The organism is Streptomyces mangrovisoli, from assembly GCF_000974985.2.
Lineage (GTDB): Bacteria > Actinomycetota > Actinomycetes > Streptomycetales > Streptomycetaceae > Streptomyces > Streptomyces mangrovisoli.
This window is the reverse complement of sequence record NZ_LAVA02000066.1, coordinates 19,726-44,628: the sequence shown is the minus strand read 5'-3', so window position 1 is coordinate 44,628 and position 24,903 is coordinate 19,726. Positions and strand designations below refer to the sequence as shown.

Sequence of the window (24,903 nt, the reverse complement as noted above, 5' to 3'; positions counted from 1 at the left end):
GGGCGGGGCGGGGCGGGGGGAGGCGGGGGCGGAGCCGCGGGGCCTCCAGCCGGGCACGGCACGGGAGCAGCCGTCGATGCGCTGCGATCGGGCAGCGGTCGGCGCGGTTGCGGTGCGGTGGGAAGGAGAGGCGGGGCGAAGGCCGGAGCGCGGCGTCAGCTCACGGCGGAACAACCGGTGGTGGTGACACGCACGTAGTCCACGTGGCGGCGCATCACGAGCACGGTCATGGCTTCAGGTAACCACACGGGGACGGTGCGCACCAGCATTTTGCGGGGGCCGGACGGGGTGCCGTACCGCCGAGCGGTCCGGGCGGGGCCGTACGGCGGTGCGGTCCGGGCGAGGGCCGTACGGCGGTGCGGAGGCCGGTAAGGTGGTGCGGTCCGGGCCGGGGCCTTATCGCCCGGTGGATCGGCGCCCGAGCCCCGGTCGGCAGGCCCGTTCCCCCTGAGCGGCCCGCCCCAAACCCGTCCCCCGTCGCGCCGAACCCCCTTGCTGCCCCCGGAAGGCTCGCGTCAAACCTGTGTCTCCGGTCACGCTCGGCCCTCCCGGCCCGGCGAACTTCCCATCACCCGGGCGGTGTTGACCGGCCCGCGATCCGGTCGTCCCAGGGGCCCCGCCGACCCCCTCCCCACGGCCACGCCCCGCTGCTATAGTCAATTCCGATCGATCTCGATCGCAGGATTGTTACTCCCTATGGATCCGATCGTCGCTCCCAGCGGCGTGGCATCCGCTCGAGGGAGGCAAGGCCTGGGTGGCGCCCCGTGCGCTACCTGGGCCTTTTTTCATGCCTCGGTCCTTGCGTGCGAGATCACGGACCGAAGCAAGATCGCAAGAACAGGGATGCAAGGACGCACCATGAGTACATCCAAGCCCCAGACGCTCGCGGAGAAGATCCTCCGCGGTGTCGGCGGACCCGAGAACATCGAGAGCCTCACGCACTGCGCGACCCGACTGCGTTTTCAGCTCCACGACGCCAAGAAGGTCGACCAGCCTGCGCTCGACGCCCTCGACGGGGTCATGGGCACGGTTCCGCAGTCCGGCGACCGCTTCCAGATCGTCATCGGCGGAGCCGTCGCGGGAGTCTACAGCGACATCATGAACCTCCCCGCGATGCGCGGCGCCGCGCCCGCCCCGAAGAGCAACGCCGACGTCAAGGCCGAGGCCCGCTCGAAGGGCCGCGGCCGCTACGCCTGGCTCGACAACTTCTTCGAGTACCTCTCGGACTCGTTCCGCCCGCTCCTCGGTGTGCTGCTCGGCGCCTCGCTGATCATCGCGATCGCCTCCATGCTCGACGCCTTCGGGCTGGTCGACTTCCGCGCCGCGAACAAGTCCGCCAGCTGGGTCTTCGTCGACGCCATGTGGCGCTCGGTGCTGTACTTCCTGCCGATCATGGTCGCGTACAACGCGGCCAAGAAGCTGAAGATCGACCCCTGGGTCGGCGCCACGGTCATGGCCGCGGTGATGACCCCGAACTTCACCGGCATGATCGGGTCCAAGACCCCCGGTGTCACCACCCACGTCAACTCGACGCTGGGCACCACGGAGTCCGTGGCGCACGTCTTCGGGCTGCCGATGCAGCTCAACGACTACGGCGGCCAGGTGTTCGTGCCGCTGCTGATGGTCGCGCTGCTGGCCCTGGTCTACAAGGGCCTGAAGCGGATCTTCCCCGAGAACGTCCAGATGGTCTTCGTGCCGTTCTTCAGCATGCTGATCATGATCCCGCTGACCGCCTTCCTCATCGGCCCCATGGGCGTCTGGGCCGGCAACGGCCTCGGCACGGGTCTGTCCTGGCTGAACGGCCACGCGCCGATCGTCTTCGCGATCGTCATCCCGATGCTGTACCCGTTCCTGGTGCCGCTGGGTCTGCACTGGCCGCTGAACGCCCTGATGCTCGTCAACATCAACACCCTCGGGTACGACTTCATCCAGGGCCCCATGGGCACGTGGAACTTCGCCTGCTTCGGCGCCACCGCCGGTGTCCTGCTGCTCTCGATCCGTCACCGCGAGAAGGACATGCGCCAGACCGCCACGGGCGCCCTGGCCGCCGGTCTGCTGGGTGGTATCTCCGAGCCCTCGCTCTACGGCATCCACCTGCGCTTCAAGCGGATCTACCCCCGCATGCTCGTCGGCTGCCTCGTGGGCGGTGTGATCATCGGCCTGCTGGGTGGCGTGAACACCAACGCGTTCGCCTTCACCTCGCTGCTGACCATCCCGGTCTTCAACCCGATGATCAAGTACATCATCGCGATCACCGCGGCCTTCGTCACCTCGATGGCTCTCGTGTACTTCTCCGACTACCGCACCAAGGACGAGCGCGTCGAGGCCAACGCCGAGCGTGACGCCGCCGAGGCCGCCGCCCGCGGCGAGATCCCGGCCCAGGCCGCCCCGGCCGAGGAGCGCGAGCTCGTCACCGCCGGCGCCCCGGCGACCGCCACCGCCACGGTGACCGCCACGCCCACCGGCTCTGCCGCCACCGCCTCCACCGGCACCGCCGGCGCGACCGGCGCCGCCACCGGCCCGGCCGTCGAACTCACGGCCCCGGTCGCGGGTCATGTGATCGGCCTCGGCGAGGTCGAGGACCCGGTCTTCGCCTCCCGCGCGCTCGGCGAGGGCGTGGGCATCGAGCCGGCCGACGGCCACATCGTCGCCCCCGTCGACGGTGAGCTGGTGACCGTCGCCGAGACCGGCCACGCCTACGGCATCCGCACCGCGGACGGCATCGAGGTCCTCGTGCACATCGGCATCGACACGGTGCAGATGCAGGGCGAAGGGTTCGACGTCCGCGTCGAGCCCGGCCAGAAGATCGCGGCCGGCGACCTCCTCGCCGAGGTCGACCTCGGCGCCGTGCGCGCCGCCGGCCACCCGGCCGTGACCCTGATGACCGTCCTGAACACCGTGGACATCACCTCGGTCGAGCCGCACATCGGCCAGGACGTCCTGGCCGGCGCCCCGGTCGTGACCGTACGACGGTGATCATCCGCACCGGACGCGGCGCGCGCCCGGCTCCCTCCACGGGAGCCGGGCGCGCGCCGCGTCGATCCGCGAGAAGATGGGGAACGGACGGAAAGGAGGGCCTGCGGTGAAGGCTCTGCGTGTCCTCAACAACAACGTGGTCCTCTCGCGCGACGAGAACGGACAGCCGGTCATCCTCACCGGGCGCGGCATCGGCTTCAACTCCCACCAGGGCAAGCCGGTCGACCCCGCGCTGATCGAGCAGGTCTTCGTCCCCGCCGACGAGCGGGACGCCGAGATCGAGCCCGACCTCGGCCGGCTCACCGAGGCCCGCGACCTCATCAGCACCGAGGTCCTGGAGGCCGTCTCGGCCGCCCTCGCCGAGGCCGGCATCGAAGGCCACGCGTCCACCCGGCCGACCCTGGCCATCGCCGTCGCCGACCACATCGCGGGCGCCCTGGACCGGGCCGCCCGTGGCATCGAGATCGAGTACCCGCTGCGTGCCGAGGTGCAGACCCTGTACGCCGCCGAGTACGCCCAGGCGCAGCTGCTGCTGCGGGCGATCAACGAGCGGGTGTCCCCGCGGCTCGACGCCTCCGAGGCGGTCGCGCTCGCCCTGCACCTGGTCAACGCGGGCTTCGTCTCGGGCAACCTGTCCTTCACGTACACGATGACCGGGGTCATCCAGCAGATGCTCTCCGTCGTACGCGAGCGGTACGGCCTGGAGCTCTCCCACGAGTCCGTGAGCGTGGCCCGCTTCATCACGCACGTGCGCTACCTCTTCGTACGGATGCAGCAGCACCGGCAGCTGACGGGCGAGGAGTCCACCATCGGCGAGGGCATCCGCCAGCTCTACCCGGAGGCCACCCACACCGCGCAGCAACTGGCGACGATCGCCGAACTGCGCCTGGGGCAGCGCCTGAGCGAGGACGAGATCTCCTATCTGGCCCTGCACGTGGCCCGGATGACGATGGAGGCCGACGGCGTGGCCGCGTGACCGGCGCATACGCCTTGTAGAGCAGGGACGCGGAGTGCGATCATGCGCCCCGTGACCATCTCTAGATCATCTTTCGGTAGTACGGCTCCGTTCCTGCGCTGGGTGGCCGCGGCGCGCAAGGCCCCGGTCAGCCCGGCGAAGGACGTGGCCGACTTCCACGACGGCGTCGAACTCCGGCTGCGTGCCCTGTTCGTGACGCCGGACAGCAAGGTCAAGGCGAAGTGGGGCGAACTGCGCCTGTCGAACTCCGCGGACGCCACGTGGGAAGCCAAGGTCGGCAACGACACGCTGACGATCCCGCTCGCCACCACCACGATCGCCCCCGCGGACAAGCCCCTCTTCATGGGCGTCGCCCGATTCAATCTCACCCTCGCCGACGGGAAGGTGCAGCCCATGAGCGTCTACGCGGGAGACGCCGGCCTGGTCAACGCCGTGTTCGGAGAGGCGGCCGAGTAGGCCCGACACCACGTCGTCCGGGGGAGCGGCCGGGCTCAGCGGGCCCTGCTCCACCCGGTCGTGCTGGAATACACGTCCAGCAGGTCCACCACGAAGACCAGGGTCGAGCCCGGCGGGATCAGGGGCGAGGGCGACTGATCGCCGTAGCCGAGACGCGGGGGAACGACGATCTCGCGTCGGCCACCGACCCTCATCCCCCGCACCCCCCGGTCCCAGCCCTTGATGACCTTGCCGCTGCCCAGGCCGAACTTGAACGGCTCACCGCGGTCCCAGGAGGCGTCGAACTCCTTGCCGGACGCGAACGTCACCCCGACGTAGTGGACCCTGACCACCATGCCGGGCCTGACCTCGGCCCCGTCCCCGACGACCAGGTCCCGCACGGCCAGCTCGGTGGGAGCGTCCCCCTCGGGAACGTCGACCTCGGGCTTCGTCGGGTCACTCATCGCAGCCTCGTCACTTCTCTTCTCCACCATGGCCCGGCGCCCGGGTGATACCGAGGATGAGGCGTCGGACAGCTCGGCTCAAGTCGACGAGCGACCGACGATCTCGATCAGGTTGTTCTCCGGGTCGGCGACGAACGCGATGGTCATGCCCGGGCGGCTGCCCGCGGACGGTTCTGCCAGTGCGGTGGCGCCCAGGGCGAGGAGGCGGTCGTAGGCGACCGGCACGTCGTCGACCCGCAGGGCGAGATGGCCGAACCCGTGGCTGAGCAGCGATGTGGCGATGTCCCAGCGGGGGTGGGCGGGGCGGCTGCCCACGCGGTGCAGCAATTCGAGGCGGAAACCGTCCGCGTCGATGAGGACGGTGGCCCGCATGGCGATCGCGGGTCGGTCGACGGTGTAGTCGACGCGGGCGTCGAGGGCGGCGGACCACCACTCGGTCATCCCGGCCAGGTCGTCGACCGACAGGCCGACATGGTCCACGGTCATGAGGGTCCTTCCGCTCGCGGTCTCGTACGGCGTCAGTGCGTGCTCAAGGTCTCGTACGGTGTCAGTGCGTGCTCGCGGTCTCGTACGGCGTCAGTGCGTGCTGCGGCCGCCCGACAGGTCGAAGACCGCGCCCGTCGAGAAACTGCACGCCGGGCTGGCCAGCCACGCCACCAGAGCCGCTACTTCCTGGGCGGTGCCGAGGCGCCCCATGGGGATGGCCGCGCGCATGGTGTCCTGGATCTCGGGACTGTTCTCATGGGTCATCCCCGCGTCGATGCCCGCCGGCGTGACGGCGTTGACCAGAACGCCCGACGTGGCGAGGTCCTTGCCCAGCGCCTTGGCCAGCGCGATGACGGCGGCCTTCGAAGCGCTGTACGCGGGGAGCAGCGCGGAGCCCTCCTTCCCCGCGACGGACGCCACGAGGACCACCCGGCCGTAGCCGCGCTCGACCATGCCGGGCAGCAGCGCCTTGCAGACCCGGAAGGTCCCCCCGGCATTGACGTCCATGATCTGGTTCCACGTCGACTCGGGCAGATCGAGCAGGCCCTGCCACGGTCCGCTGATGCCCGCGGCGTGGACGACGACGGACACCGGACCCAGCGCGCGCTCCACTTCGGCGACGGCCGCCGCGAGCGAGGCGGTGGACGTCACGTCCGCGACGACCGGATGGTGCGGGCCCGAGGTGCCCGGGGACAGGTCGAGTACGGCGACCCGGTGGCCGGCGGCCGCCAGCGCATCCGCGCAGGCCCGGCCGATCCCGCTCCCGCCGCCGGTGACGACGGCAACGCCGGTGTCAGTGCTCGCAGTCATGGGGTTCCCCTCTCCTGTGTGTCGCTGTCTATCACAGAAATCGATTTTCCAACAGGAGATCTAATTCGCTGAAGGATTCCGCTTCTTCCCTGGATGGTCCGGCTCTAGACTGCGCGCATGAAACGGCAGAGGGTCGGCTCTTCACTCGTCGAGGACGTCCAGGTGGAACTGCGTGAGGAGATCCTCATGGGGATCCTCGAGCCGGGGGAGCGCCTGCTCGTCCAGCCGCTCTCGAAGCGGTTGAACGTCAGCCTCTCGGTCGTGCGCGAAGTCCTCACGCGCCTGTCGCAGCAGGGCCTGGTGACGGCTGCTCCGCAGCAGGGGTTCGCGGTGATGGGACTGTCCCCGGAGAACCTCGCCGACCTCACGCGGGTGCGCATCGAGGTCGAGACCCTGATGATCCGGCGTGCGGTCGACGAGGGCGACCTCGCCTGGGAGACGTCCGTCGTCGCGGCGCATCACCACCTCGCGCGCACCGCGCCCCTCGCCGACGGTGCCTTGAACCGGGGCTGGCGCTCCGCCCACTCGGCCTTTCACGCCGCGGTCGCCGCGGGTTGCGCCAGCCCGCTGCTGCGTGCCTTCCGGGCGGAGCTGTACGACAGGGCCGAGCTCTACCGCGCCTGGGCCGTACGGGTCAGTGCCGAGCGTGACGCTGCCGCGGAACACCGTCGGATCTGCGAGGCGGCCCTTGACCGGGACGCCGACCAGGCCTGCGAACTCACCGCGCAGCACATCCAGTTGACGACCGATCTGCTCATCGCCTCGATGTCGGCGGCCAACCAGGCCTGACGGGCGGCCTGGCGGGCGGCCTGGCGGGCGCCCGGCCCGGCGGGGCGCCCGGTGCGCGATCCGGGGGATGATCTGACTATGGATTTTCGATTTTCTCTTGCCATATCGATGGTCCGGGTCAAGACTGCCGTGCCAAGGGACCCACCGACGGCGTGGGTGCCAAGCACCTGAAGGGTTGATCACATGCGACTGGCGAACCTGGGCGGCCGGGCCGTGCTGCTCGTCGACGGCGGAGCCGTGGACGTGGAGCGGCTGACCGACGGGGTGTTCGGACCCGGTGCCCGCTCCGTCCTCGACAACTGGGCGGCGTTCTCGGCCGCGGTGGCCGAGGCCGATGTCGAGGGCGCCGAGCGGATCGCGTACGAGCCGGCGGACCTCGGCACGCCGGTGCCCGAGCCCCGGCAGATCTTCGCGGTGGGTCTCAACTACGCGGACCACGCGGCGGAGTCCAACGTCCCCGCGCCCGACCACCCCCTGATCTTCACCAAGTTCCAGAGCTCTCTCGCCGGGCCGGCCGCCACGGTCACGCTGCCCACCGAGAACGTCGACTTCGAGGCCGAACTGGTCGCGGTGATCGGCAAGGAGGCGTACCAGGTCGCCGAGGCGGACGGTTGGTCCTACGTCGCCGGCCTCACGGTGGGCCAGGACCTCTCGGAGCGCGAGGTGCAGATGCGGGGCATGCCGGTTCCGCAGTTCTCGCTGGGCAAGTCCTACCCGGGCTTCTCTCCGGTCGGCCCGGCCGTGGTCACGCTCGACGAGATCGAGAACCCGGACGATCTCGCGATCCGTGGCTGGGTCGGCGACGAGGTGCTCCAGGAGAGCCGCACCAAGCAGCTGATCTTCTCGGTGCCGAGCATCGTCGCCTACCTGTCCGGTGTCTGCACGCTCCACCCCGGCGACCTGATCTTCACCGGCACCCCCGCCGGTGTCGGGAACGGCCGCACGCCCAAGCGCTTCCTGCGCCCCGGGGAGACCCTGCTCACCGAGGTCGAGGGTCTCGGTCGCCTGGAGAACCCGCTCGTGCAGGGCTACGAGTCCACCGCCTCGGCCTGAAGGAGCACCGGATGCCTCTCCACGGAATGGCCTCGCTGACCTTCGGCGTCCCGAACATCGCCGAAGTCACCAGCTACTACGAGGACTTCGGTCTTGACGTCACTCGTACCGACGCCGACGGGACGACACATCTCGCCACGGTCGAGGGCGGCGAACAGCTGCACATCGCGCACGCCGGCCGACGCCGTCTGCTCGCCATGACGGTGGGCGCGGACGACCAGGACGACCTGGACCGCATCGCCTCGCAGCTGGCGCGTCTGGGGCTCGACGTCTCGCGCGGCGACGGCTCCCTCAGCACCCGTGAACCCGGCACCGACGTCCAGGTCTCGGTCGAGATCCGGCCCCGTGTCGTGCAGACGCCCACGGCGCCCGTCGTCCACAACGGGCCCGGACGGCAGGCGCGGCTCAACGAACGGGCCCCCGGCATCGAGCGCACCCACCGGGTTCGTCCCCGCAAGCTCGGCCACGTCGTGCTCGGCTCCACCAACCAGCCGGGCAGCCAGAAGTTCTTCACCGAGGGACTCGGTTTCAAGGTCAGCGACGAGGTCAAGGACCAGGCCGCGTTCATGCGGTGCAGCACCGATCACCACAACGTCCTGGTCCAGGCGGCGCCCGTCACGCTGCTGCACCACACCTCGTGGCAGGTCGACGACGTCGACGAGATCGGCCGCGGTGCCATGTCGATGCTCGAGGAGCACCCCGACCGGCACGTGTGGGGGCTCGGCCGGCATCACATCGGCTCCAACTTCTTCTGGTACCTGAAGGATCCGGCGGGCAACTTCAGCGAGTACTACTCCGACATGGACTGCATCGTCGACGACGAGCTGTGGGAGCCGGGCGTCTGGGACGGCATCAAGTCCCTCTACAACTGGGGCCCGAAGCCGCCCGACTCCTTCCTCGCACCCGAGGACCTCGCCGCGCACATGTCCGGCGCCCACGTCGACTGATCTCGGAACAGCCAGCAACACCCGTCGCCGGCACCGTCGCCGGCCCGGCACATCCAGCTCACCTCTCCCCATCCACCCAACGCACGTGTGTACATCGATCGCGGCGCGGGCGCGCCGTCAAAGGGACGGTCTCAATGAAGAGGTACCACCGCACTGAGCGGTCGCGGCGCGAGTTCCTGGGGGGCGCGCTCGCCGCGACACTGGCCCTGGCGGTCACCGGCTGTGGTTCGTCCGGCGGAACCGAGCAGAAGGGCGGGGCGGCCGGCAACGGCACCGTGGACCGCAATGCCACGGTCAAGATCGCCATCGACAGCCTGTCGACCAACTTCGACCCGATCCAGAACATCGGCAGCGGCGGCAACTACACCCTGCCCCAGGTCTACGACCAGCTCCTCCAGCTCGACGAGAAGCTGAACCCGAAGGCGATGCTCGCCACGAAGTGGCAGTACAACGACGACGGCACCGAGTTGACGATGACGCTGCGCGACGACGCCGTCTTCAACGACGACGGTTCCAAGCTGGACGCCGCCGCCGTGAAGACGAGCGTCGAGCGGGCGAAGAACGACAAGTCCTCCCTGGTCGCGGGGGAGTTGGCGGCACTGAAGGGCGTCGAGGCGGTGGACGCCACGACGGTGAAGTTCACCTTCTCCGCCCCCTCGTACTCCTTCCTCTCCGATCTCGCGGGGGATCCGCGGATCTCCTCCGTCGTGAACCCGAAGCGTGCCACCGACGGCAGCCTCGTCAAGAAGCCGGCGGGTTCGGGCCCGTACACGCTGACCAGCGCGACCCAGTCGAAGATGGTCTTCGACCGGGTGGCGAAGCACTGGGACACGAGCTCCGGCCTCGCCAAGCGCCTCGAGGTGCAGGCCATCATGGACGCCAAGTCCCGACTCAACGCCCTGCGGGGCGGGCAGTTGGACGTCGTCGCGATCGGCCTCGGGCAGGCGACGACCGCGAACGGCCTCGTCAAGAGCGCGGGCCTGCAGACCTTCTACTCGCGCAAGGCCGTGAAGTACCTCCTGGAGGTCAACACCACGGGTGGTTCCCCGCTCGCGAAGCTGGAGGTCCGGCAGGCGATCAGCAAGGCCATCGACCGGACCGCGTACACGAAGACGGTTCTGCAGAGCACCGGCGATCCGTCCGTCCAGGCGTTCTCCCCGTCCAACGCGGGGTACGACTCCGCGCTCGACGCTCCGGCCGAGCTGAAGGCCCAGCCCGCCGAGGCCAAGGCGCTCCTGAAGAAGGCCGGGGTGAGCGGCCTGAAGATCTCGATCCTGGCCCTCGCCGGCTCCACCACCAACGCCGAGGTGCTGCAGCAGCAGCTGGCCGACGTCGGCATCACGGCGAGCATCGAGACCCAGTCCAACTTCGCGGGGCTGATCCAGGGCTGGCAGTCCGGAAAGTACGACACCTACATCGGATCGGTGGACACCTGGGACCCGGCGGCGATGATCCGCTCCGGTCTCACCACCATGCCGCAGAGCGGTGGCGTGCCCGACTACCTCAAGGACGCGGTGGCGAAGGCGGACAGCGCCGCGCTCGGTGACGCGCGCGACCAGGCCTTCCACGAGGTGAACAAGATCCTCACCGAGAAGCCGGTGCACATCCCCCTCGCCGACGCCGACAACGGTCTGATCGCGAGCGGCAAGGTCGTCGGACTCGACACCGTACGGCTGCTGTCGTTCTCGCCCGCGTTCGAGATGCGGCGCATCGGTCTCTCCTCCTGAGACGCCTCGCGACACCAACTCTTAGCGAAATGCGACCTGCTATGGACATTTCCTCAATGGGCCGGAGCGGCCCGCGGGTGGCGGGCGGCGGCATGGCCGGAGCGGCACTGCGGCGGGTGGGCGGCGGTATGGCCGGCGTGGCACTGCGGCGGGTGGGCTCGGCGATCCTCACGCTCCTCGTGGTCGTGATCGTGGTCTTCCTGCTCCAGCAGCTGGTGCCCGGCGATCCCGCGGTGGCCGTCGCCGGAAAGGACGCCTCGGCCGAGCTGCTCGCCCAGATCCGCCACCAACTCGGCCTGGACCAGCCGTTCTTCCTTCAGCTCGTCGACTACGTCTGGCACGCCTTCACCTTCGATCTCGGTACGAGCATCCAGGACAGCCGGCCCGTCACCGAGATGCTGGCGGAGGCGCTGCCGGTCAGCCTGTCGCTCGCGGTGGTGGCCATGGGCTTCACCCTGGTGATCGGTGTCGTCCTCGGTACCCTGGCCGCTCTGCGGCCGGGGTCCTGGCTCGACCGCACGCTCGTCGGCGGCAGCGCCGTGGCACTGGCCGTGCCGCCGTTCGTGATCGGTCTGCTCCTGCAGAACGTCTTCGCCGTGAAGCTCGGCTGGCTGCCGGTCATCGGCTACACGGCCTTCGCCGACAACCCCGTCCAGTGGTTCACCGGCCTGATCCTGCCCGGCCTCACCCTGGCCTCCCTCTCCTCGGCCGAGGTCGCCCGGCAGCTGCGGGGCAACCTGATCGACACGCGGGAGCAGGACTTCATCCGAACCCTGCGGGCCAAGGGGCTGACCTGGCCCAACGTGCTCTTCAAGCACGCGTTCCGCAACGCGGCCGCTCCCATGCTGACCGTGCTCGGGATCCAGCTCGGCCAGGTCATCGGCGGCGCCGTGATCATCGAGCAGGTCTTCGGCCTGCCCGGACTGGGCCAGACCGGCGTCACCGCCATCCTCGCGAAGGACTACCCGGTCGTCCGCGGCGTGGTCCTCGTCTGCGCGGTGCTCGTCATCGCGCTCAACCTGCTCGTGGACCTGATCAACGTGAAGCTGAACCCGAGGACGGACCTGCGATGACTGCCGACACGGTCACCGAACCGGCCCCGCCGGCCGTATCGAGAACGCCACCTCCGCCGCTTCGCCGACGCCTGGCACGGCTGCGCCACAGCCGGGTCGTACGACGGCTCCTCACGGACCGCCCCGCGCTGGTCGCGCTGGTGCTCCTCGCTCTCATCTCCCTGGTCGCGGTGTTCCACTCGCTCCTCGAACCCCACGACCCGCTCCGCCAGGAGCTGTCCCACATCAACGCCGGACCGGGCTCCGAGCACCTGCTGGGCACCGACTACCTGGGCCGGGACGTGCTCAGCCGGCTGATCGAGGGAACCGCGCCCACGCTGTGGACCGCCGTCCTCGGCACGCTGATCGGCATGATCGGTATCCCGCTCGGCCTCCTCGGGGGATACCTGCGCGGCGTGGTGGACGGTGTGCTGGGCCAGGTCTCCGACGGCCTGCTGAGCATTCCGCCGCTCCTCTTCGCCTTCGGCATCATCGGCTTCATGGGCCGCAGCTCGCTGAACACGGCCCTGGCCGTCGGCATCGTGCTGATCCCCCGCTTCTACCGGGTCGCCCAGACCGCCGCCAGGAGCGTGGCGGAGGAGCTGTACATGGAAGCCGCCCGCGCCTCCGGTTGCGGACCGGGCAGGCTGCTGGTCCGGCATGTCGTTCCCAACGCGCTCGGCCCGCTCCTCGTCCAGACCTCGCAGGCGATCGGTGTCGTGGTCTCCGTCCAGGCGGGCCTGAGCGTGCTCGGGCTCGGCACCCCGCCGCCGACACCGACGTGGGGCGGGATGCTCAGCGACGCCTTCGACAACAACGCCGACCAGATCTTCCCGATGCTCCCGTCCGCCGTGCTGATCGTCGTGCTGATCCTGTGCTTCTTCACCCTCGGCGACTCCATCCGGGATGCCTACGGCCGCGCGGAGAGGGGCAAGAAGTGAGCACCACGGAACAGACCGCTCCGCTGCTGGAGGTACGCGGCCTCAGCATCGAGGCGAAGGGCCCCGACGGGCCACTCGTCCTCACCGAGGGCACCGACCTGACGATCCGCCCGGGGCAGACGCTCGGCCTCGTCGGCGAGTCGGGTTCCGGGAAGTCGATGACCGGCCTGGCGATGCTCGGCGTGCTGCCGCCCAGCGTCCGCGTACGGGCAGGGCAGGTACTCCTCGGCGGAACCGACCTCATCGCGCTGCCGGAGAAGGAGCTGCGCGCCGTGCGCGGCGGGCGGATCGGCATGGTGTTCCAGGAGCCGCGCCGCAGCCTCGACCCTTCCTTCACCGTCGGCGACCAGGTCGCGGAGACCATCCGGGCACACCGCGAGGTATCGCGCAAACAGGCACGGAACCTGGCCGTCGAACTCCTCGACCGGGTCCGCATACCCGACCCCGGGACGCGCGCGGGGCAGTACCCGCACCAGTTCAGCGGTGGGATGTGCCAGCGCGTGATGCTCGCCGTCGCCCTCGCCGGCGAACCCGAGGTCCTCATCGCCGACGAACCGACGACCGCGCTCGACGTCACCGTCCAGGCCGCGATGCTGCGTCTGATCAAGGACCTTCAGGAGGAGCTGAATCTCGGCGTTCTGCTGATCACCCACGACATGGGCGTGGTCGCCGAGGTCTGCGACGACGTCGCGGTGATGTACGCCGGGCAGGTCGCGGAGGTCGGCCCCGTACGCGACGTGCTCTCCGCGCCGCGCCACCCGTACAGCGCCGCGCTGCGGGACGCGACGCCCGACGAGTGCAGGCGCGGCGAGCTGCTGCAGGCGATCCCCGGGCAGATCCCGCCTCCGTCGGCCTGGCCGTCCGGGTGCCGGTTCCATCCACGCTGCTCCCTGGCGGTCGACGCCTGCCGCGAGGCGGCGCCCGACGTGCTGCAGCTGGGCCGGACACGGGTGCGCTGCGCACGCGCCACGGAGAACCTCACGGAGAACTCCGCGAACAACTCCACGAACAACCTCACGGAGAACTCCACGAACGACTCCACGGAGAACTCCACGAACAACTCCGCGAAGAACGAGGGAGCCGGCCATGGCGCTCGTTGAACTCGACCGGATCACCAAGGCGTTCGGGCGCGGGCGCCGGCGAGTCCAGGCGCTGCGGGGCATCAGCCTGACCATCGCACGGGGCGAGACCCTGGCCCTGGTCGGCGAGTCCGGCTCGGGCAAGTCGACCCTCGGCCGTATCGCCCTGCGGCTCGTCGAGGCGGACGAGGGGACGGTACGGATCCTCGACCGTCCGGTGCGCGAGCTGTCCGCGAAGGAACTCCGGTCCGCCCGCCGTGACATGCAGATGATTTTCCAGGATCCGTTCGGCTCGCTCGACCCGCGGATGGTCATCGGGGAGCTCGTCGCGGAACCGATGACCGTGCACGGCATCGGCGCCGACCACGACGAGCGGCTCGCTCGGGCCGTCGAGCTCCTGGAACGGGTCGGCCTCGACGCGAGCGCCATGGAGCGGTTCCCCTACGAGTTCTCCGGCGGGCAGTTGCAGCGCGTGGCGATCGCCCGCGCGCTCGCGACCGACCCGAAGTTCCTCGTCTGTGACGAACCCGTCGCCGCGCTCGACGTGTCGGTTCGGGCCCAGGTCCTCAATCTGCTCACCGAGGTGCAGCGGGAGCGCGGCCTCGCCTGCCTGTTCATCACGCACGACCTGTCCCTGGTGCGGGCCGTCGCCGATCGGGTCGCCGTCATCCACCACGGTGCGATCGTCGAGTGCGGCCCGGCGGAGGAGGTGTACGAGCACCCTCGCCACCCGTACACGCAGGCACTGCTCTCGGCCGTGCCCGGCCGCGACCCCGACCGCCGGAGCCTGCTCGCACGGGCGGCGGAGCAACCCGCCCCGCAGACACGCGAGTCGACCGGCTGCACCTTCGCGAACCGGTGCCCGCTGGTCATGGAGCGGTGCTGGACGGACGTACCGACGCCGCACGTCGACGCCGCCGCCTCCCACGAGGTGGAAGTGGCCTGTCACCACCTGGATGTCCATCGCCAACAGGCGCTTCAGTAAGGGGAGTTGAAGGTGAGCACGACCGAACACGGCCTGCCGCCCTCGCTGCGACTGGAGCAGGACGGCGCCATCGCCGTCCTGACCCTCGCGAGAGCGGCGAAGCGCAACGCGCTCGACGACGTCACCGTCGAGGGCCTTGCCGGCTTCTTCCGCCGGCCGCCGGACCGGGTCCGCGCCGTGGTGCTCAACGCGGACGGCGACCACTTCTGCGCGGGCCTCGACCTGGCCGAGCTGGGCGAACGGGACGTCGTCGGGGGCCTGCACCACTCGCGGATGTGGCACGAGGCCTTCGCGCAGCTGGAGTCCGGCAGCGTCCCGGTGGTGTCGGTCCTCAAGGGTGCGGTGATCGGCGGGGGCCTGGAACTGGCCGCGGCCACCCACATACGGGTGGCGGAACCGAGCGCGTTCTTCGCGCTGCCCGAAGGCCGGCGCGGCCTGTTCGTCGGGGGCGGCGGATCGGTCCGCGTGCCCCGGCTCATCGGCGCTCACCGCATGGCCGACATGATGCTCACCGGGCGGGTGCTCTCCGCCGACCAGGGCGCCGCGATCGGACTCGTCCACTACCGGGTCGACGAGGGAGCGGGCCTCGAACGCGCCGTCGAGCTGGCCGGCCGGATCGCCGAGAACTCCGCGCTCACCAACTACGCGGTCCTGCAGGCCCTGCCCCGCATCGCCGAGGCCGCCCCGGACACCGGACTGCTCATGGAGTCGATGATGTCCGCGATCGCCCAGGACAGCGCCGAGGCGAAGGAGCGCATGCGCGCCTTCCTGGCGGGTCGCGCCCCGAAGGTGCATGCCGACCGAGAGGAAGCGTCCCTGTGAGTCCGATCCAGCCCCACCCGAGCGGCGTCGAGCGCGCACGGGTCCAGGGATTCATCAGGTGGCTGAGTGCCGAGCGCGGTGTCGACCTCGCCTCCTGGGCCGAGCTGTACGCCTGGTCCGTACGCGAGGTGGAGTCCTTCTGGGAGTCCGTGTGGGAGTACTTCGAGGTCACGTCCCACACGCCGTACGAACAGGTCCTCGACACCCGCGAGATGCCCGGATCCCGCTGGTTCCCCGGCGCGAGGCTCAACTACGCCGAGCACGCCTTCGGCCGCCCCGAGGACGCGCAGGAGACCGCCGTCCTCGCCTACTCCCAGACTCGCGAACCGCTCGCCCTCACCTTCGGCGAACTGCAGGACCGGGTACGCCGGGTCCGTGCCGGGCTCGAACGTCTCGGTGTCGGCCCCGGCGACCGTGTGGTCGGCTACCTGCCGAACGTGCCCGAGACGCTCGTCGCGTTCCTGGCGACGGCCAGTCTCGGCGCGGTGTGGGCGAGTTGCGCGCCCGAGTTCGGCTCCGTCAGCGTCATCGACCGCTTCGGCCAGGTCGAGCCGAAGGTCCTGCTGGCCGTCGCCGGATACACGTACGGGGACAAGCAGATCGACCGGCGCGGCGAGGTCGCCGAGATCCGGGCCGCGCTGCCCACCCTCGAACACGTCGTGCACGTGCCCTACGGACCGCTCGCTCTGCCCGACGCGACCGCCTGGGACGACCTGTGCGCACCGACCGACCGGACGCTCGCCTTCGAGCCGGTCCCGTTCGACCATCCGCTGTACGTGCTGTTCTCCTCGGGCACGACCGGCAAGCCCAAGGCGATCGTCCACGGGCACGGCGGCATCCTGCTGGAACACCTCAAGAACCACGCCCTGCACTGGGACATGGGGCCGGGCGACCGGCTGCTGTGGTTCACGACGACGGCGTGGATGATGTGGAACACGCTCGTCTCGGCGCTGCTCGTCCGCTCGTCCCTGGTGATGATCGACGGCAACCCGCTCCACCCGGACCTGCGGGAGCAGTGGCGGCTGGCCGCCGAGACCGAGGCGACCCTCGTCGGTGCGAGCCCGGGCTATCTGATGGCCTGCCGCAAGGAGGGGGTGCGGCCCGCCGAGGAGTTCGACCTGTCCCGGGTGCGTCAGCTGGGCGTGGCGGGCAGCCCGTTCCCCGCCGAGGGCTACGACTGGGTGCACGAGCAGTTCGGGGACTCCGTCCTGCTCAACGTCGGCAGCGGTGGCACCGACGTCTGCACCGGGCTGGTGCAGGGCTCGCCGCTGCAGCCGGTCTGGGCGGGGGAGATGTCCGGGCCGAGCCTCGGCGTGGACGTCAAGGCCTTCGACGCCGAGGGGAAGGTGGTCGTCGGGGAGGTGGGCGAGCTCGTCATCACCTCGCCGATGCCGTCCATGCCGGTCGGCTTCTGGGGCGACACGGACGGCGAACGGTTCAGGGCGGCGTACTTCGACGAGTACCCCGGGGTGTTCCGCTTCGGCGACTGGTGCCGGTTCAGCGAGGCCGGCTCGTGCCTCATCACGGGCCGTTCGGACGCCACGCTCAACCGTGGGGGAGTGCGCCTGGGGACCGCCGAGTTCTATCGCGTGCTCCAGGACGCCGACGACATCCTCGACAGCGTGGTCGTCCACCTGGAGGACCGCGAGGGCGGGATGGGCCGGCTGCTGCTGTTCGTGGTGGTGGCGGAGGGCGTCGACCTCGATGACGGCCTGCGGCGCAGGCTCGCTCGTGACATCCGCACCGCCCTCTCGCCGCGCCACGTACCGGACGAGATCGTCGCGGTGCCGTCCGTGCCCTACAGCCGTACGGGCAAGAAGCTGGAGGTCCCTGTCAAGCGCATCCTGCAGGGCGCCGCACCCCACGAGGTGGCCTCGCCCGGCGCGCTCACGGACCCGACGGCGCTGGACGCGTACGCGGCGTTCGCCCGCGACGGGGCGCTCGGATGACCGCGCGCGTGGCGACCGTCGCGGTCGTCGGATGCGGCGTCATCGGAGCCGGCTGGGCGGCGCTCTGCCTGGCCCAGGGGCGTGACGTGCGCGCCTGCGACCCGGCGCCGGGTGCCGAGCGGCGACTGCGTGAGCACGTCGACGGGGCGTGGACCGCACTGACCCGCCTGGGCCTGGCCGAAGGGGCCTCCCGCGACCGGCTGATGTTCGCCGCGTCCGTCGCCGAAGCGGTCGAGGGCGCCGACTTCGTCCAGGAGAGCGGCCCGGAGACGGCCGACCTCAAGCAGGGGCTGATCGCCGAGATCGACGCGCACACGTCCGGCTCGGTCCCGATCGCGAGCAGTTCGTCGGGGCTCATGCCGTCCCGGCTGCAGGAGATGGCGGCGCGGCACCCCGAGCGCGTCCTGGTCGGGCACCCGTTCCATCCGGCGTATCTCATCCCGCTCGTGGAGGTCGTGCCCGGCAGCCGTACGACCGCGAGCGCCGTGGACACGGCCCTCGCCTTCTACTCCTCCCTCGGGAAACGGCCGATCCTGGTCCGCCACGAGGTGCCCGGACACGTCACCAACCGGCTCCAGGCCGCCCTCTGGCAGGAGGCGTACTCCCTGGTGGAGCGCGGCGTGGCGACGGTCGCGGACATCGACGCCGCGATCAGCAGCGGTCCCGGCCTGCGCTGGGCGCTGCTCGGCCCGCTCGCCAACCAGCACCTGTCCGGCGGCGCCGGCGGCCTCGCGCACACGCTTCGCCACCTCGGCCCCCCGGCCCAGGAGTGGATGGACGACCTCGGCCGCGTCCACCTCACCCCCGCCCTCGCCGCGCGGCTCGTCGAGGGCATCGACGGCGAACTCGACGGCACCGACCAGAGCGCCCTCGTCGCCGAGCGCGACGACCTGCTCATCGACCTGATCGCCGCGAAACGCCGACGCACGGCACTGCCGTAGCGATCCGTCGGCAGCGAACCACAGGAGACCTCCCTTGCCCAGCAAGTACGCGACGAAGATCGACGTGGCGGCGCTCACCGCCCTCGACGTCCATGTGCACATCGAGTCCGACGACCACGGCCACTTCTCCCTCGACGAGGAACTCCTCGACGCCTCGGCGAAGTACTTCCGGGCCGGTCAGGACCGCACCCCGAACCTCACCCAGGTCGCCGAGCACTACCGCGCCCGCACCATGGCCGCGGTCGTCTTCACCGTCGACGCCACGACCAACCTCGGCCACCCCGCCCTCTCCAGCGAGGAGATAGCGGTGCAGGCGGCGGCGCACGCGGACGTCCTCATCCCGTTCGGCTCCGTGGACCCGCTCCAGGGCGCGGACGCCGTGCGACGGGCCCGCGTGCTGGTCGAGGAGTACGGCGTGTACGGCTTCAAGTTCCATCCGACGCTTCAGGGCTTCGCCCCCGACGACCCGGCGTTCGCGCCGCTCTGGGACGAGATCGAGTCCCTCGGCGTGATCGCCCTGTTCCACACCGGGCAGACCGGCATCGGCGCCGGACTTCCCGGCGGGCGCGGACTCAAGCTGCGCTACTCGGACCCGATGCTGCTCGACGACGTCGCGGCCGACCACCCCCACCTCAAGATCATCATGGCGCATCCGGCCGTGCCCTGGGTCGACGCGGCGATCTCGATCGCCACGCACAAGTCCAACGTCTACATCGACCTGTCGGGCTGGTCCCCGAAGTACTTCCCGGCCCAGCTGGTCCGGCAGGCCAACACCGTGCTGCGCCACAAGGTCCTGTTCGGCTCGGACTTCCCGGTCCTCACCCCGGACCGCTGGCTGGGCGACTTCGAACGGCTCGACATGAAGGAGGAGGTGCGCCCGCTGATCCTCAAGCAGAACGCGGCCACCGTCCTCGGCCTCACCGCATCCTGACCCACGACCCCTCACAAGGAGAACCACCATGGCCTACGTCGTCACCGCCGTCTGGACCGCCCAGCCCGGCAAGGAGGACATCGTCCGCGACGCCATCGAGAAGCTGACCCCGCCCTCCCGCCAGGAGCCGGGCAACCGCTTCTACCAGGCGTACCAGGACCCGTCCGAGCCGCTGGTCTTCCGGCTGTTCGAGATCTACGACGACGAGGAGGCGTACCAGGCCCATGGCGCGTCCGAGCACTTCACGGAGTACGGCCATGGCCAGGCGATCCCCGTCCTCACGACCCGCGAGCGGGCCTTCTACGAGACGATCGGCTGACCGCAACCGATGAAGCTGGCAGCCTTCCGACTCACCGACGAGCCCGACGGGACACGGCACGTCGGGCTCGTGGCCGACGAGGGACCGGGCTGGACGCTGCGTCCGCTCCCCGGCGTCGACGACCTGACCGCGCTGCTCGCCGCGCCGGCGGCCGAGCGCGCGGCCGTGGCCGCCGGGGCGGCGCGGACCGAGGTCCTGCACCCCTCCGATGTGGTCCTTCTGCCTCCCGTCCACCCGGTGGCGATGCGGGACTTCCTCACCTTCGAGGCCCATGTCGACGGCATGGAGCGGGGCATGGGCAACCCCGGGCCACCGGCCGAGTGGTACGACGCCCCGGTGTTCCTGTTCATGGCACCGCACGCCGTGACCGGACCGTACGACGACGTGCCGATGCCGCCCGACACCGAGCGCCTCGACTTCGAGCTGGAGATCGCCGCGGTGATCTGCCGCGACGCCCGGGACGTCACCCCGGACCAGGCGCGTGACGCGATCGGTGGCTACTGCGTGATGAACGACTGGTCGGCGCGCGATGTGCAGGGCAGGGAGATGAAGCTGAAGCTCGGTCCGTCGAAGGGCAAGGACTTCGCGACCACGATCGGACCGTGGGTGGTGACCCCCGACGAACTCGACGCGCACCGTGACGTCGACGGGTTCCTGGACCTGGCGATGAGCGTGGTCGTGAACGGCGAACCCGTCGGCGCGGACCGCTCCGGTCACATGGGCTGGTCGTTCGAGCAGCTGGTCTCGCACGCCTCACGCGCCTCGTGCGTGCGGGCCGGAGAAGTCCTCGCGTCCGGCACCTGCGCGTCCGGCTCGCTGGCCGAGTCCTGGGGCCGGGCCGGGGCGTTCGTCCCGCCGCCGCTCCAGGTGGGCGACGTCGTCGAGATGACCATCGAGGGGCTCGGCACCCTGCGCAACCGCGTCGCCGCGCCGAACAAGAGCGTCGCCGCGGTGGCGCCGGCCCGGCGTCGCCCCCGTACGGAGGTGTCCTCATGAGCGTCGTCACCACGCACAACCCCGCGACCGGCGAGGAGCTCGTCTCCTACGAGGCGCACGACGCGGCCGACATCGAGCAGGCGCTCGCCGACGTGCACGCGGCATCCCTGGTCTGGCGGGACACCGGGCTGGACGCGCGGCTCCGGCTGCTCCGCCGCGTCGGCACGCTGCTGACGGAGCGCCGTGACCGGTACGCGGCGCTGATCACGCAGGAGATGGGCAAGCCGCTCGCCGAGGCGCTCGCTGAGATCGACAAGTGCGCCTGGAACTGCACGGTCGTGGCCGACCTCGCGCCGCAGTGGCTGGCCGACCACGAGATCGCCTCGGGTGCTTCCCGCTCCTGGCTCTCGTACGAACCGGTCGGGGCCGTCTTCGCGGTCATGCCGTGGAACTTCCCCTTCTGGCAGGTCGTCCGCTTCGCCTGCGCCGCCCTGGCCGCCGGGAACGCGGCTCTGCTCAAGCACAGCCCCGATGTCACCGGGTGCGCCCTCGCGCTCGAGGAACTGTTCGCCGACGCCGAGGCGCCCGAAGGGCTGTTCCGCGCTCTGGTCGTCGAGGCCGGCGACGTGCCCGAGGTCGTGCGCCGCGTCGTCGAGGACCCGCGGATCGCGGCGGTGACCCTCACCGGCAGCGAGCGGGCCGGTGCGTCCCTCGCCGCGGTCGCCGGCCGCGCCCTCAAGAAGTCGGTGCTCGAGCTGGGCGGTTCGGATCCCTTCGTGGTCCTCGCCGACGCCGACGTCGATGCCGCGGCGACCGCCGCGGTCAAGGCACGCTTCACGAACTCGGGACAGAGCTGCGTCTGCGCGAAGCGGTTCATCGTGCACAGGGACGTGGCCGACACGTTCCTCGCCCGATTCCTCGAAGGCGTCGCGAAGCTGCGGGTCGGCGACCCCACCGACGCGGGGACCACCGTCGGCCCGATGGCCCGCTCCGACCTGCGGGACAGCGTCGTCCGCCAGATCGAGCGCAGCGTCGGGCAGGGCGCCCGCCTGCTGGCCGGCGGTCGACTCGTCGACAGGCCGGGCTACTTCCTCCAACCCGCGGTGCTCGACGGGGTGCTGCCGGGGATGGCCGCCTTCGACGAGGAGACCTTCGGCCCCGTGGCCGCGGTGACGCGGGCGCGCGACGACGACCATGCCGTCGAACTGGCCAACGCGACGGAGTTCGGGCTGGGCGCCTCGGTATGGGGAACACACGAGCACGCCCTCGCGGTCGGCCGCCGGATCCGCTCGGGCGCGCTGTTCGTCAACGCGATGGTCGCCTCCGACCCACGCCTCCCCTTCGGCGGCACGGGCCGCAGCGGGTACGGGCGCGAGCTCTCGGCCGAGGGCGTCCGGGAGTTCACCAACGTACGGACGATGGTGGTGGCCTGAGCCTGTTCTGCACGGTGTTCTTGTGCCACGGCACGGAATCAGCTGCTGTCAGCCGATGTCCCACGACGCCAGGCTTGTGGCGCAGTGCAAGCAGCGGAACAGGTAAGCCGTCGGCTCGCCGGCGCGGTCCAGCCGCCGCAAGAACTGCTCGGTATCCGCCGGCGACCAGCCGTAACGTCGGCGATCTTCACGGAGCATGGCGAGGGCCGGTTGCGTCCTGGGAAGTGGTGTACGGGTTCGACCTGATCCGGGGTTTGCTCCGGCGTCGGGATGGTGCCCGCATAGATGAACGGCCACCGGCTGATCTTCGAAGTGACGAAGCCTCGAAGGAGATCAGCACGATGACCGCACCCGACAGTCTGCCCCTGCACGTGCTCGCCGAGGAGAACCTCGCCGCGGCGAGTCCCGATCTGCTGCGCGCGATGGTCAAGACGTTCGCCGACGCCCTCATGTCCGCGGAGGCCGATGCCCTCTGCAACGCCGAATACGGGCAGGTCAGCGACGAACGCGTCAACCACCGCAACGGCTACCGCCCGCGCGAGTGGGATACGAGGGCCGGCACGGTCGAACTTGCCGTCCCCAAGCTGCGCCAGGGCAGCTACTTCCCGCACTGGCTGCTCGAGCGGCGCCGGCGGGCCGAGCAGGCACTCATCAGCGTGGTCGCCACCGCCTATCTGCTCGGTGTCAGCACACGACGGGTCGAGAAGCTCGCCGAGTCCCTCGGCGTCACCCAGCTGTCGAAGTCCCAGGTCAGCGCGATGGCCAAGCACCTGGACGAGCAGGTCACCGCCTTCCGCAACCGCCCTCTGGACGCCGGGCCCTACGCATTCGTCTGGGTCGACGCACTCACCCAGAAGGTCCGCGAGGGCGGCCGCATCATCAACGTCCACGCGCTGATCGCGGTCGGCATCAACGCCGACGGTCACCGCGAGATCCTCGGCCTCGACGTCGCCACGGCCGAGGACGGGGCCGGCTGGCTCGCCTTCCTGCGCTCCCTGACCGCCCGGGGCCTGTCCGGTGTCCAACTGGTCGTCTCCGACGCCCACACCGGCCTCGTCGCCGCGATCGGCGCGGTCCTGCCTGGCGCTTCCTGGCAGCGGTGCCGAACCCATTACGCCCGAAACTTGCTGAGCCAGGTCCCGAAGTCTGCACAGCCCTGGGTGGCCACCTTGTTGCGGACCGTCTTCGAACAGCCCGACACCGACGCCGTCCAAGCCCAGATGCAGCACGTTCTGGACGCTCTGGAAGCCAAGTTCCCCAAGGCGGCAGCCCACTTGGACGCCGCTCAGCACGAGCTGCTCGCCTTCTCTGCGTTCCCTCGCGAGATCTGGCGGCAGATCTGGTCGAACAATCCGCAGGAGAGGCTGAACAAGGAGATCCGTCGCCGCACCGACGTGGTCGGCATCTTCCCCGACCGCACCGCCCTGATCCGCCTGGTCGGCGCCGTGCTGGCCGAGCAGAACGACGAATGGACCGAGGCCCGCCGCTACATGGGCCACGAACTCCTGGCCAAGGCCCGCCTCCACCCGATCGAGTCACAAACCGACGAGAACGACCTGCCCACCGAACTCACCGCATAGCCTCAAAACGAGATCACCGAGTGGCCGTCGATACACCACTCCCGCGGACGTGACCCGAGGGCCTCTGGGTGAGCCTCGAGCTCGCTGTACCCGGCAGGGCCGAGAAAGGCCGCGCCATCGCCACAGTGGTACAGCCAGGCTTCCTGCTGCCAACCCGCGAAGCCGGGAGTGCGTCGGGTGATTTCTTCGACGACCGACCAGGGCACGTCGTCGGGGACGTCAACGGCATCGCTGAACATCGCAGGCAGGTCGGATTCGCCGTCGCCTCCGACCGAGATGCTCAGGGCGCGTGACGCTGCCCCGGAGTGGATGCAGTGCAGGCACAGGGAATCGGGTTGCCGACCGTAGACAGGGCCTTGATAGCAGATCTGTCGAGCCGTGCCACAGACACTGCAGACGTGGTCGATCCGCGACGCGGACCCGGAGGCCAGCGGATCAGGGTGGTATCGAAAGGTCGGCTCGGTCACCGGAACATTGTCCCGACCTGAAACGGGCACCACGGATCGGCCTCCAGCCGCCGCACGCCGTGATGCAGCACCCGCTCACGGGAAGGTCCGAGGCTGAACGTCGAGCTGGGATCTTGTGCCGCTATCGCTCCGAGGGTGTCGCGGCGAGTCGCAGGATCACGTTGTCCAGCAGGCCCGCCACGACGCGGTCGTCGATGAGCTCTCCCCACATCGCGCGATGCAGGAGCAGCGGGAGAGCGATGTCGGAGACGAGGTTGAGATCGGTCATCGGGCCGATCTCACCCCGCGCGATGGCCCGCTTGAACGGGCGTTGCAGCACCTCGCGGTACGCCTCGCGGGTGTCCTGGCGCATGATCGACATGATCGTCTCGTCGCGCTGGGCGCCGTCCACCAGAGCGATGATCAGGCGCCGGTTGGTGCGCAGCATCTCCGCGGCCGACTCCAGGATGAGCCGCAATTCCTCGCGCAGCGAGCCCAGGTCGCCGGGGTCGCCCGGGGTGGCGCCGTCGAAGCTCAGCCGGACGGCGTCGCGCACCAGGTCGGCCTTGGTGGGCCAGCGGTTGTAGAGCGTCTGCTTCGACGTCTGGGCCGCCACCGCGATGGCGTCGATGGTGACGCCTTCGATGCCGCGCTCGGCGACGAGTTCGAGCACCACCCTGCGGATGCTCTCGAGCCGTGCCTCCCCGCGGACACGAGCCGTTCCCGGCGCCTTCTTGGCCACTGCCATCGGGTCTGGTTCCTCTCCACGGATTGCGATGCACATGATCCCACCACCGGGCGGTCCACCGGACCAACAGAGCCGCGG

Annotated in this window: 25 protein-coding genes; 19 read left to right on the top strand and 6 right to left on the bottom strand. The window is 70.3% G+C overall.

The window, feature by feature from the left end:
- The first annotated feature begins 858 nt into the window (after positions 1 to 858).
- From WN71_RS25915 to WN71_RS25905, 3 genes are all read left to right on the top strand, one after another.
- Positions 859 to 2,976, top strand: a complete 2,118-nt coding sequence (locus WN71_RS25915; RefSeq protein WP_046593038.1) for a glucose PTS transporter subunit IIA — start codon at positions 859 to 861, stop codon at positions 2,974 to 2,976.
- Between the two features lie 106 nt (positions 2,977 to 3,082).
- Positions 3,083 to 3,952, top strand: a complete 870-nt coding sequence (locus tag WN71_RS25910) for a PRD domain-containing protein (protein ID WP_046585705.1) — start codon at positions 3,083 to 3,085, stop codon at positions 3,950 to 3,952.
- Positions 3,953 to 4,003: 51 nt separating this feature from the next.
- Positions 4,004 to 4,408: a hypothetical protein gene (locus WN71_RS25905; protein ID WP_143074878.1), complete on the top strand. Its 405-nt coding sequence runs from the start codon at positions 4,004 to 4,006 to the stop codon at positions 4,406 to 4,408.
- 35 nt (positions 4,409 to 4,443) lie between these two features.
- On the opposite strand, the gene WN71_RS25900 is transcribed toward WN71_RS25905, so the two are convergent.
- The 3 genes from WN71_RS25900 to WN71_RS25890 all read right to left on the bottom strand — a co-directional run bounded on the left by WN71_RS25900 (position 4,444) and on the right by WN71_RS25890 (position 6,147).
- Positions 4,444 to 4,851, bottom strand: a complete 408-nt coding sequence (locus tag WN71_RS25900; protein WP_046585702.1) for an FKBP-type peptidyl-prolyl cis-trans isomerase — start codon at positions 4,849 to 4,851, stop codon at positions 4,444 to 4,446.
- A 78-nt stretch (positions 4,852 to 4,929) separates the two neighbouring features.
- On the bottom strand, positions 4,930 to 5,337 hold the full coding sequence (locus WN71_RS25895) for a VOC family protein (protein ID WP_046585700.1): 408 nt from the start codon (positions 5,335 to 5,337) through the stop codon (positions 4,930 to 4,932).
- Between the two features lie 90 nt (positions 5,338 to 5,427).
- Positions 5,428 to 6,147 (bottom strand): SDR family NAD(P)-dependent oxidoreductase, encoded by a 720-nt coding sequence (locus WN71_RS25890; protein WP_046585698.1) that lies wholly within the window; start codon positions 6,145 to 6,147, stop codon positions 5,428 to 5,430.
- 117 nt (positions 6,148 to 6,264) lie between these two features.
- Here WN71_RS25890 and WN71_RS25885 point away from each other — a divergent pair, with 117 nt between their 5' ends.
- From WN71_RS25885 to WN71_RS25815, 15 genes are all read left to right on the top strand, one after another.
- Positions 6,265 to 6,936 (top strand): GntR family transcriptional regulator, encoded by a 672-nt coding sequence (locus WN71_RS25885; protein WP_046585695.1) that lies wholly within the window; start codon positions 6,265 to 6,267, stop codon positions 6,934 to 6,936.
- A gap of 183 nt (positions 6,937 to 7,119) precedes the next feature.
- Positions 7,120 to 7,989: a fumarylacetoacetate hydrolase family protein gene (locus tag WN71_RS25880; RefSeq protein ID WP_046585694.1), complete on the top strand. Its 870-nt coding sequence runs from the start codon at positions 7,120 to 7,122 to the stop codon at positions 7,987 to 7,989.
- 11 nt (positions 7,990 to 8,000) lie between these two features.
- On the top strand, positions 8,001 to 8,936 hold the full coding sequence (locus WN71_RS25875; RefSeq protein ID WP_046585692.1) for a VOC family protein: 936 nt from the start codon (positions 8,001 to 8,003) through the stop codon (positions 8,934 to 8,936).
- Between the two features lie 134 nt (positions 8,937 to 9,070).
- The gene (locus tag WN71_RS25870) at positions 9,071 to 10,663 is read left to right on the top strand and encodes an ABC transporter substrate-binding protein (RefSeq protein WP_046585690.1); all 1,593 of its coding nucleotides are present in this window, start codon (positions 9,071 to 9,073) and stop codon (positions 10,661 to 10,663) included.
- A gap of 41 nt (positions 10,664 to 10,704) precedes the next feature.
- On the top strand, positions 10,705 to 11,736 hold the full coding sequence (locus tag WN71_RS25865; protein WP_167382958.1) for an ABC transporter permease: 1,032 nt from the start codon (positions 10,705 to 10,707) through the stop codon (positions 11,734 to 11,736).
- A complete protein-coding gene (locus WN71_RS25860; RefSeq protein WP_079178109.1) occupies positions 11,733 to 12,656 on the top strand; it encodes an ABC transporter permease in 924 nt (307 codons plus the stop codon). The genes WN71_RS25865 and WN71_RS25860 overlap by 4 nt, the downstream gene beginning before the upstream one ends.
- Positions 12,653 to 13,756: an ABC transporter ATP-binding protein gene (locus WN71_RS25855; protein WP_063777706.1), complete on the top strand. Its 1,104-nt coding sequence runs from the start codon at positions 12,653 to 12,655 to the stop codon at positions 13,754 to 13,756. Before WN71_RS25860 ends, WN71_RS25855 begins: the two co-directional genes overlap by 4 nt.
- Positions 13,743 to 14,720: an ABC transporter ATP-binding protein gene (locus WN71_RS25850; RefSeq protein ID WP_046585688.1), complete on the top strand. Its 978-nt coding sequence runs from the start codon at positions 13,743 to 13,745 to the stop codon at positions 14,718 to 14,720. Before WN71_RS25855 ends, WN71_RS25850 begins: the two co-directional genes overlap by 14 nt.
- Positions 14,721 to 14,732: 12 nt before the next feature.
- Complete coding sequence (locus WN71_RS25845) at positions 14,733 to 15,542, top strand: crotonase/enoyl-CoA hydratase family protein (RefSeq protein WP_240529762.1); 810 nt, start codon at positions 14,733 to 14,735, stop codon at positions 15,540 to 15,542.
- Positions 15,539 to 17,491: an acetoacetate--CoA ligase gene (locus WN71_RS25840; protein WP_046585686.1), complete on the top strand. Its 1,953-nt coding sequence runs from the start codon at positions 15,539 to 15,541 to the stop codon at positions 17,489 to 17,491. The genes WN71_RS25845 and WN71_RS25840 overlap by 4 nt, the downstream gene beginning before the upstream one ends.
- Complete coding sequence (locus tag WN71_RS25835) at positions 17,488 to 18,432, top strand: 3-hydroxyacyl-CoA dehydrogenase NAD-binding domain-containing protein (RefSeq protein ID WP_046585683.1); 945 nt, start codon at positions 17,488 to 17,490, stop codon at positions 18,430 to 18,432. Before WN71_RS25840 ends, WN71_RS25835 begins: the two co-directional genes overlap by 4 nt.
- 58 nt (positions 18,433 to 18,490) lie before the next feature.
- Positions 18,491 to 19,363, top strand: a complete 873-nt coding sequence (locus WN71_RS25830) for an amidohydrolase family protein (protein WP_046585736.1) — start codon at positions 18,491 to 18,493, stop codon at positions 19,361 to 19,363.
- Positions 19,364 to 19,391: 28 nt separating this feature from the next.
- Complete coding sequence (locus WN71_RS25825) at positions 19,392 to 19,682, top strand: putative quinol monooxygenase (protein WP_046585681.1); 291 nt, start codon at positions 19,392 to 19,394, stop codon at positions 19,680 to 19,682.
- Positions 19,683 to 19,691: 9 nt separating this feature from the next.
- Positions 19,692 to 20,678 (top strand): fumarylacetoacetate hydrolase family protein, encoded by a 987-nt coding sequence (locus tag WN71_RS25820; protein ID WP_046585679.1) that lies wholly within the window; start codon positions 19,692 to 19,694, stop codon positions 20,676 to 20,678.
- Positions 20,675 to 22,051: an aldehyde dehydrogenase family protein gene (locus tag WN71_RS25815; RefSeq protein ID WP_046585678.1), complete on the top strand. Its 1,377-nt coding sequence runs from the start codon at positions 20,675 to 20,677 to the stop codon at positions 22,049 to 22,051. The genes WN71_RS25820 and WN71_RS25815 overlap by 4 nt, the downstream gene beginning before the upstream one ends.
- 48 nt (positions 22,052 to 22,099) lie before the next feature.
- Here WN71_RS25815 and WN71_RS43495 read toward each other — a convergent pair whose 3' ends face one another.
- Positions 22,100 to 22,249 (bottom strand): CbrC family protein, encoded by a 150-nt coding sequence (locus tag WN71_RS43495; protein WP_107469761.1) that lies wholly within the window; start codon positions 22,247 to 22,249, stop codon positions 22,100 to 22,102.
- A 143-nt stretch (positions 22,250 to 22,392) separates the two neighbouring features.
- Between WN71_RS43495 and WN71_RS25810 the strand changes: the two genes are divergently transcribed.
- Positions 22,393 to 23,631 carry an IS256 family transposase gene (locus WN71_RS25810; RefSeq protein ID WP_046585676.1) on the top strand — a complete coding sequence of 413 codons (1,239 nt, stop codon included), beginning with the start codon at positions 22,393 to 22,395 and terminating at the stop codon, positions 23,629 to 23,631.
- Between the two features lie 2 nt (positions 23,632 to 23,633).
- Here the strand turns inward: WN71_RS25810 and WN71_RS40135 are convergent, their stop codons facing one another.
- Positions 23,634 to 24,098, bottom strand: coding sequence for a CbrC family protein (locus WN71_RS40135; protein WP_167382957.1), 465 nt, complete (start codon positions 24,096 to 24,098; stop codon positions 23,634 to 23,636).
- 121 nt (positions 24,099 to 24,219) lie between these two features.
- Positions 24,220 to 24,825 (bottom strand): TetR/AcrR family transcriptional regulator, encoded by a 606-nt coding sequence (locus WN71_RS25800; protein ID WP_046585674.1) that lies wholly within the window; start codon positions 24,823 to 24,825, stop codon positions 24,220 to 24,222.
- Positions 24,826 to 24,903 lie beyond the last annotated feature (78 nt).

What these genes read in the sequence shown, in the direction of transcription:
- WN71_RS25885 (WP_046585695.1), top strand. Translation starts at nt 6,265, where the DNA reads ATGAAACGGCAGAGGGTCGGCTCTTCACTCGTCGAGGACGTCCAGGTG.
- WN71_RS43495 (WP_107469761.1), bottom strand. Translation starts at nt 22,249, where the DNA reads ATGCTCCGTGAAGATCGCCGACGTTACGGCTGGTCGCCGGCGGATACC.
- WN71_RS25900 (WP_046585702.1), bottom strand. Translation starts at nt 4,851, where the DNA reads ATGAGTGACCCGACGAAGCCCGAGGTCGACGTTCCCGAGGGGGACGCT.
- WN71_RS25875 (WP_046585692.1), top strand. Translation starts at nt 8,001, where the DNA reads ATGCCTCTCCACGGAATGGCCTCGCTGACCTTCGGCGTCCCGAACATC.
- WN71_RS25850 (WP_046585688.1), top strand. Translation starts at nt 13,743, where the DNA reads ATGGCGCTCGTTGAACTCGACCGGATCACCAAGGCGTTCGGGCGCGGG.
- WN71_RS25870 (WP_046585690.1), top strand. Translation starts at nt 9,071, where the DNA reads ATGAAGAGGTACCACCGCACTGAGCGGTCGCGGCGCGAGTTCCTGGGG.
- WN71_RS25860 (WP_079178109.1), top strand. Translation starts at nt 11,733, where the DNA reads ATGACTGCCGACACGGTCACCGAACCGGCCCCGCCGGCCGTATCGAGA.
- WN71_RS25820 (WP_046585679.1), top strand. Translation starts at nt 19,692, where the DNA reads ATGAAGCTGGCAGCCTTCCGACTCACCGACGAGCCCGACGGGACACGG.
- WN71_RS25895 (WP_046585700.1), bottom strand. Translation starts at nt 5,337, where the DNA reads ATGACCGTGGACCATGTCGGCCTGTCGGTCGACGACCTGGCCGGGATG.
- WN71_RS25835 (WP_046585683.1), top strand. Translation starts at nt 17,488, where the DNA reads ATGACCGCGCGCGTGGCGACCGTCGCGGTCGTCGGATGCGGCGTCATC.
- WN71_RS25915 (WP_046593038.1), top strand. Translation starts at nt 859, where the DNA reads ATGAGTACATCCAAGCCCCAGACGCTCGCGGAGAAGATCCTCCGCGGT.
- WN71_RS25890 (WP_046585698.1), bottom strand. Translation starts at nt 6,147, where the DNA reads ATGACTGCGAGCACTGACACCGGCGTTGCCGTCGTCACCGGCGGCGGG.
- WN71_RS25880 (WP_046585694.1), top strand. Translation starts at nt 7,120, where the DNA reads ATGCGACTGGCGAACCTGGGCGGCCGGGCCGTGCTGCTCGTCGACGGC.
- WN71_RS25815 (WP_046585678.1), top strand. Translation starts at nt 20,675, where the DNA reads ATGAGCGTCGTCACCACGCACAACCCCGCGACCGGCGAGGAGCTCGTC.
- WN71_RS25800 (WP_046585674.1), bottom strand. Translation starts at nt 24,825, where the DNA reads ATGGCAGTGGCCAAGAAGGCGCCGGGAACGGCTCGTGTCCGCGGGGAG.
- WN71_RS25825 (WP_046585681.1), top strand. Translation starts at nt 19,392, where the DNA reads ATGGCCTACGTCGTCACCGCCGTCTGGACCGCCCAGCCCGGCAAGGAG.
- WN71_RS25810 (WP_046585676.1), top strand. Translation starts at nt 22,393, where the DNA reads ATGACCGCACCCGACAGTCTGCCCCTGCACGTGCTCGCCGAGGAGAAC.
- WN71_RS25865 (WP_167382958.1), top strand. Translation starts at nt 10,705, where the DNA reads ATGGACATTTCCTCAATGGGCCGGAGCGGCCCGCGGGTGGCGGGCGGC.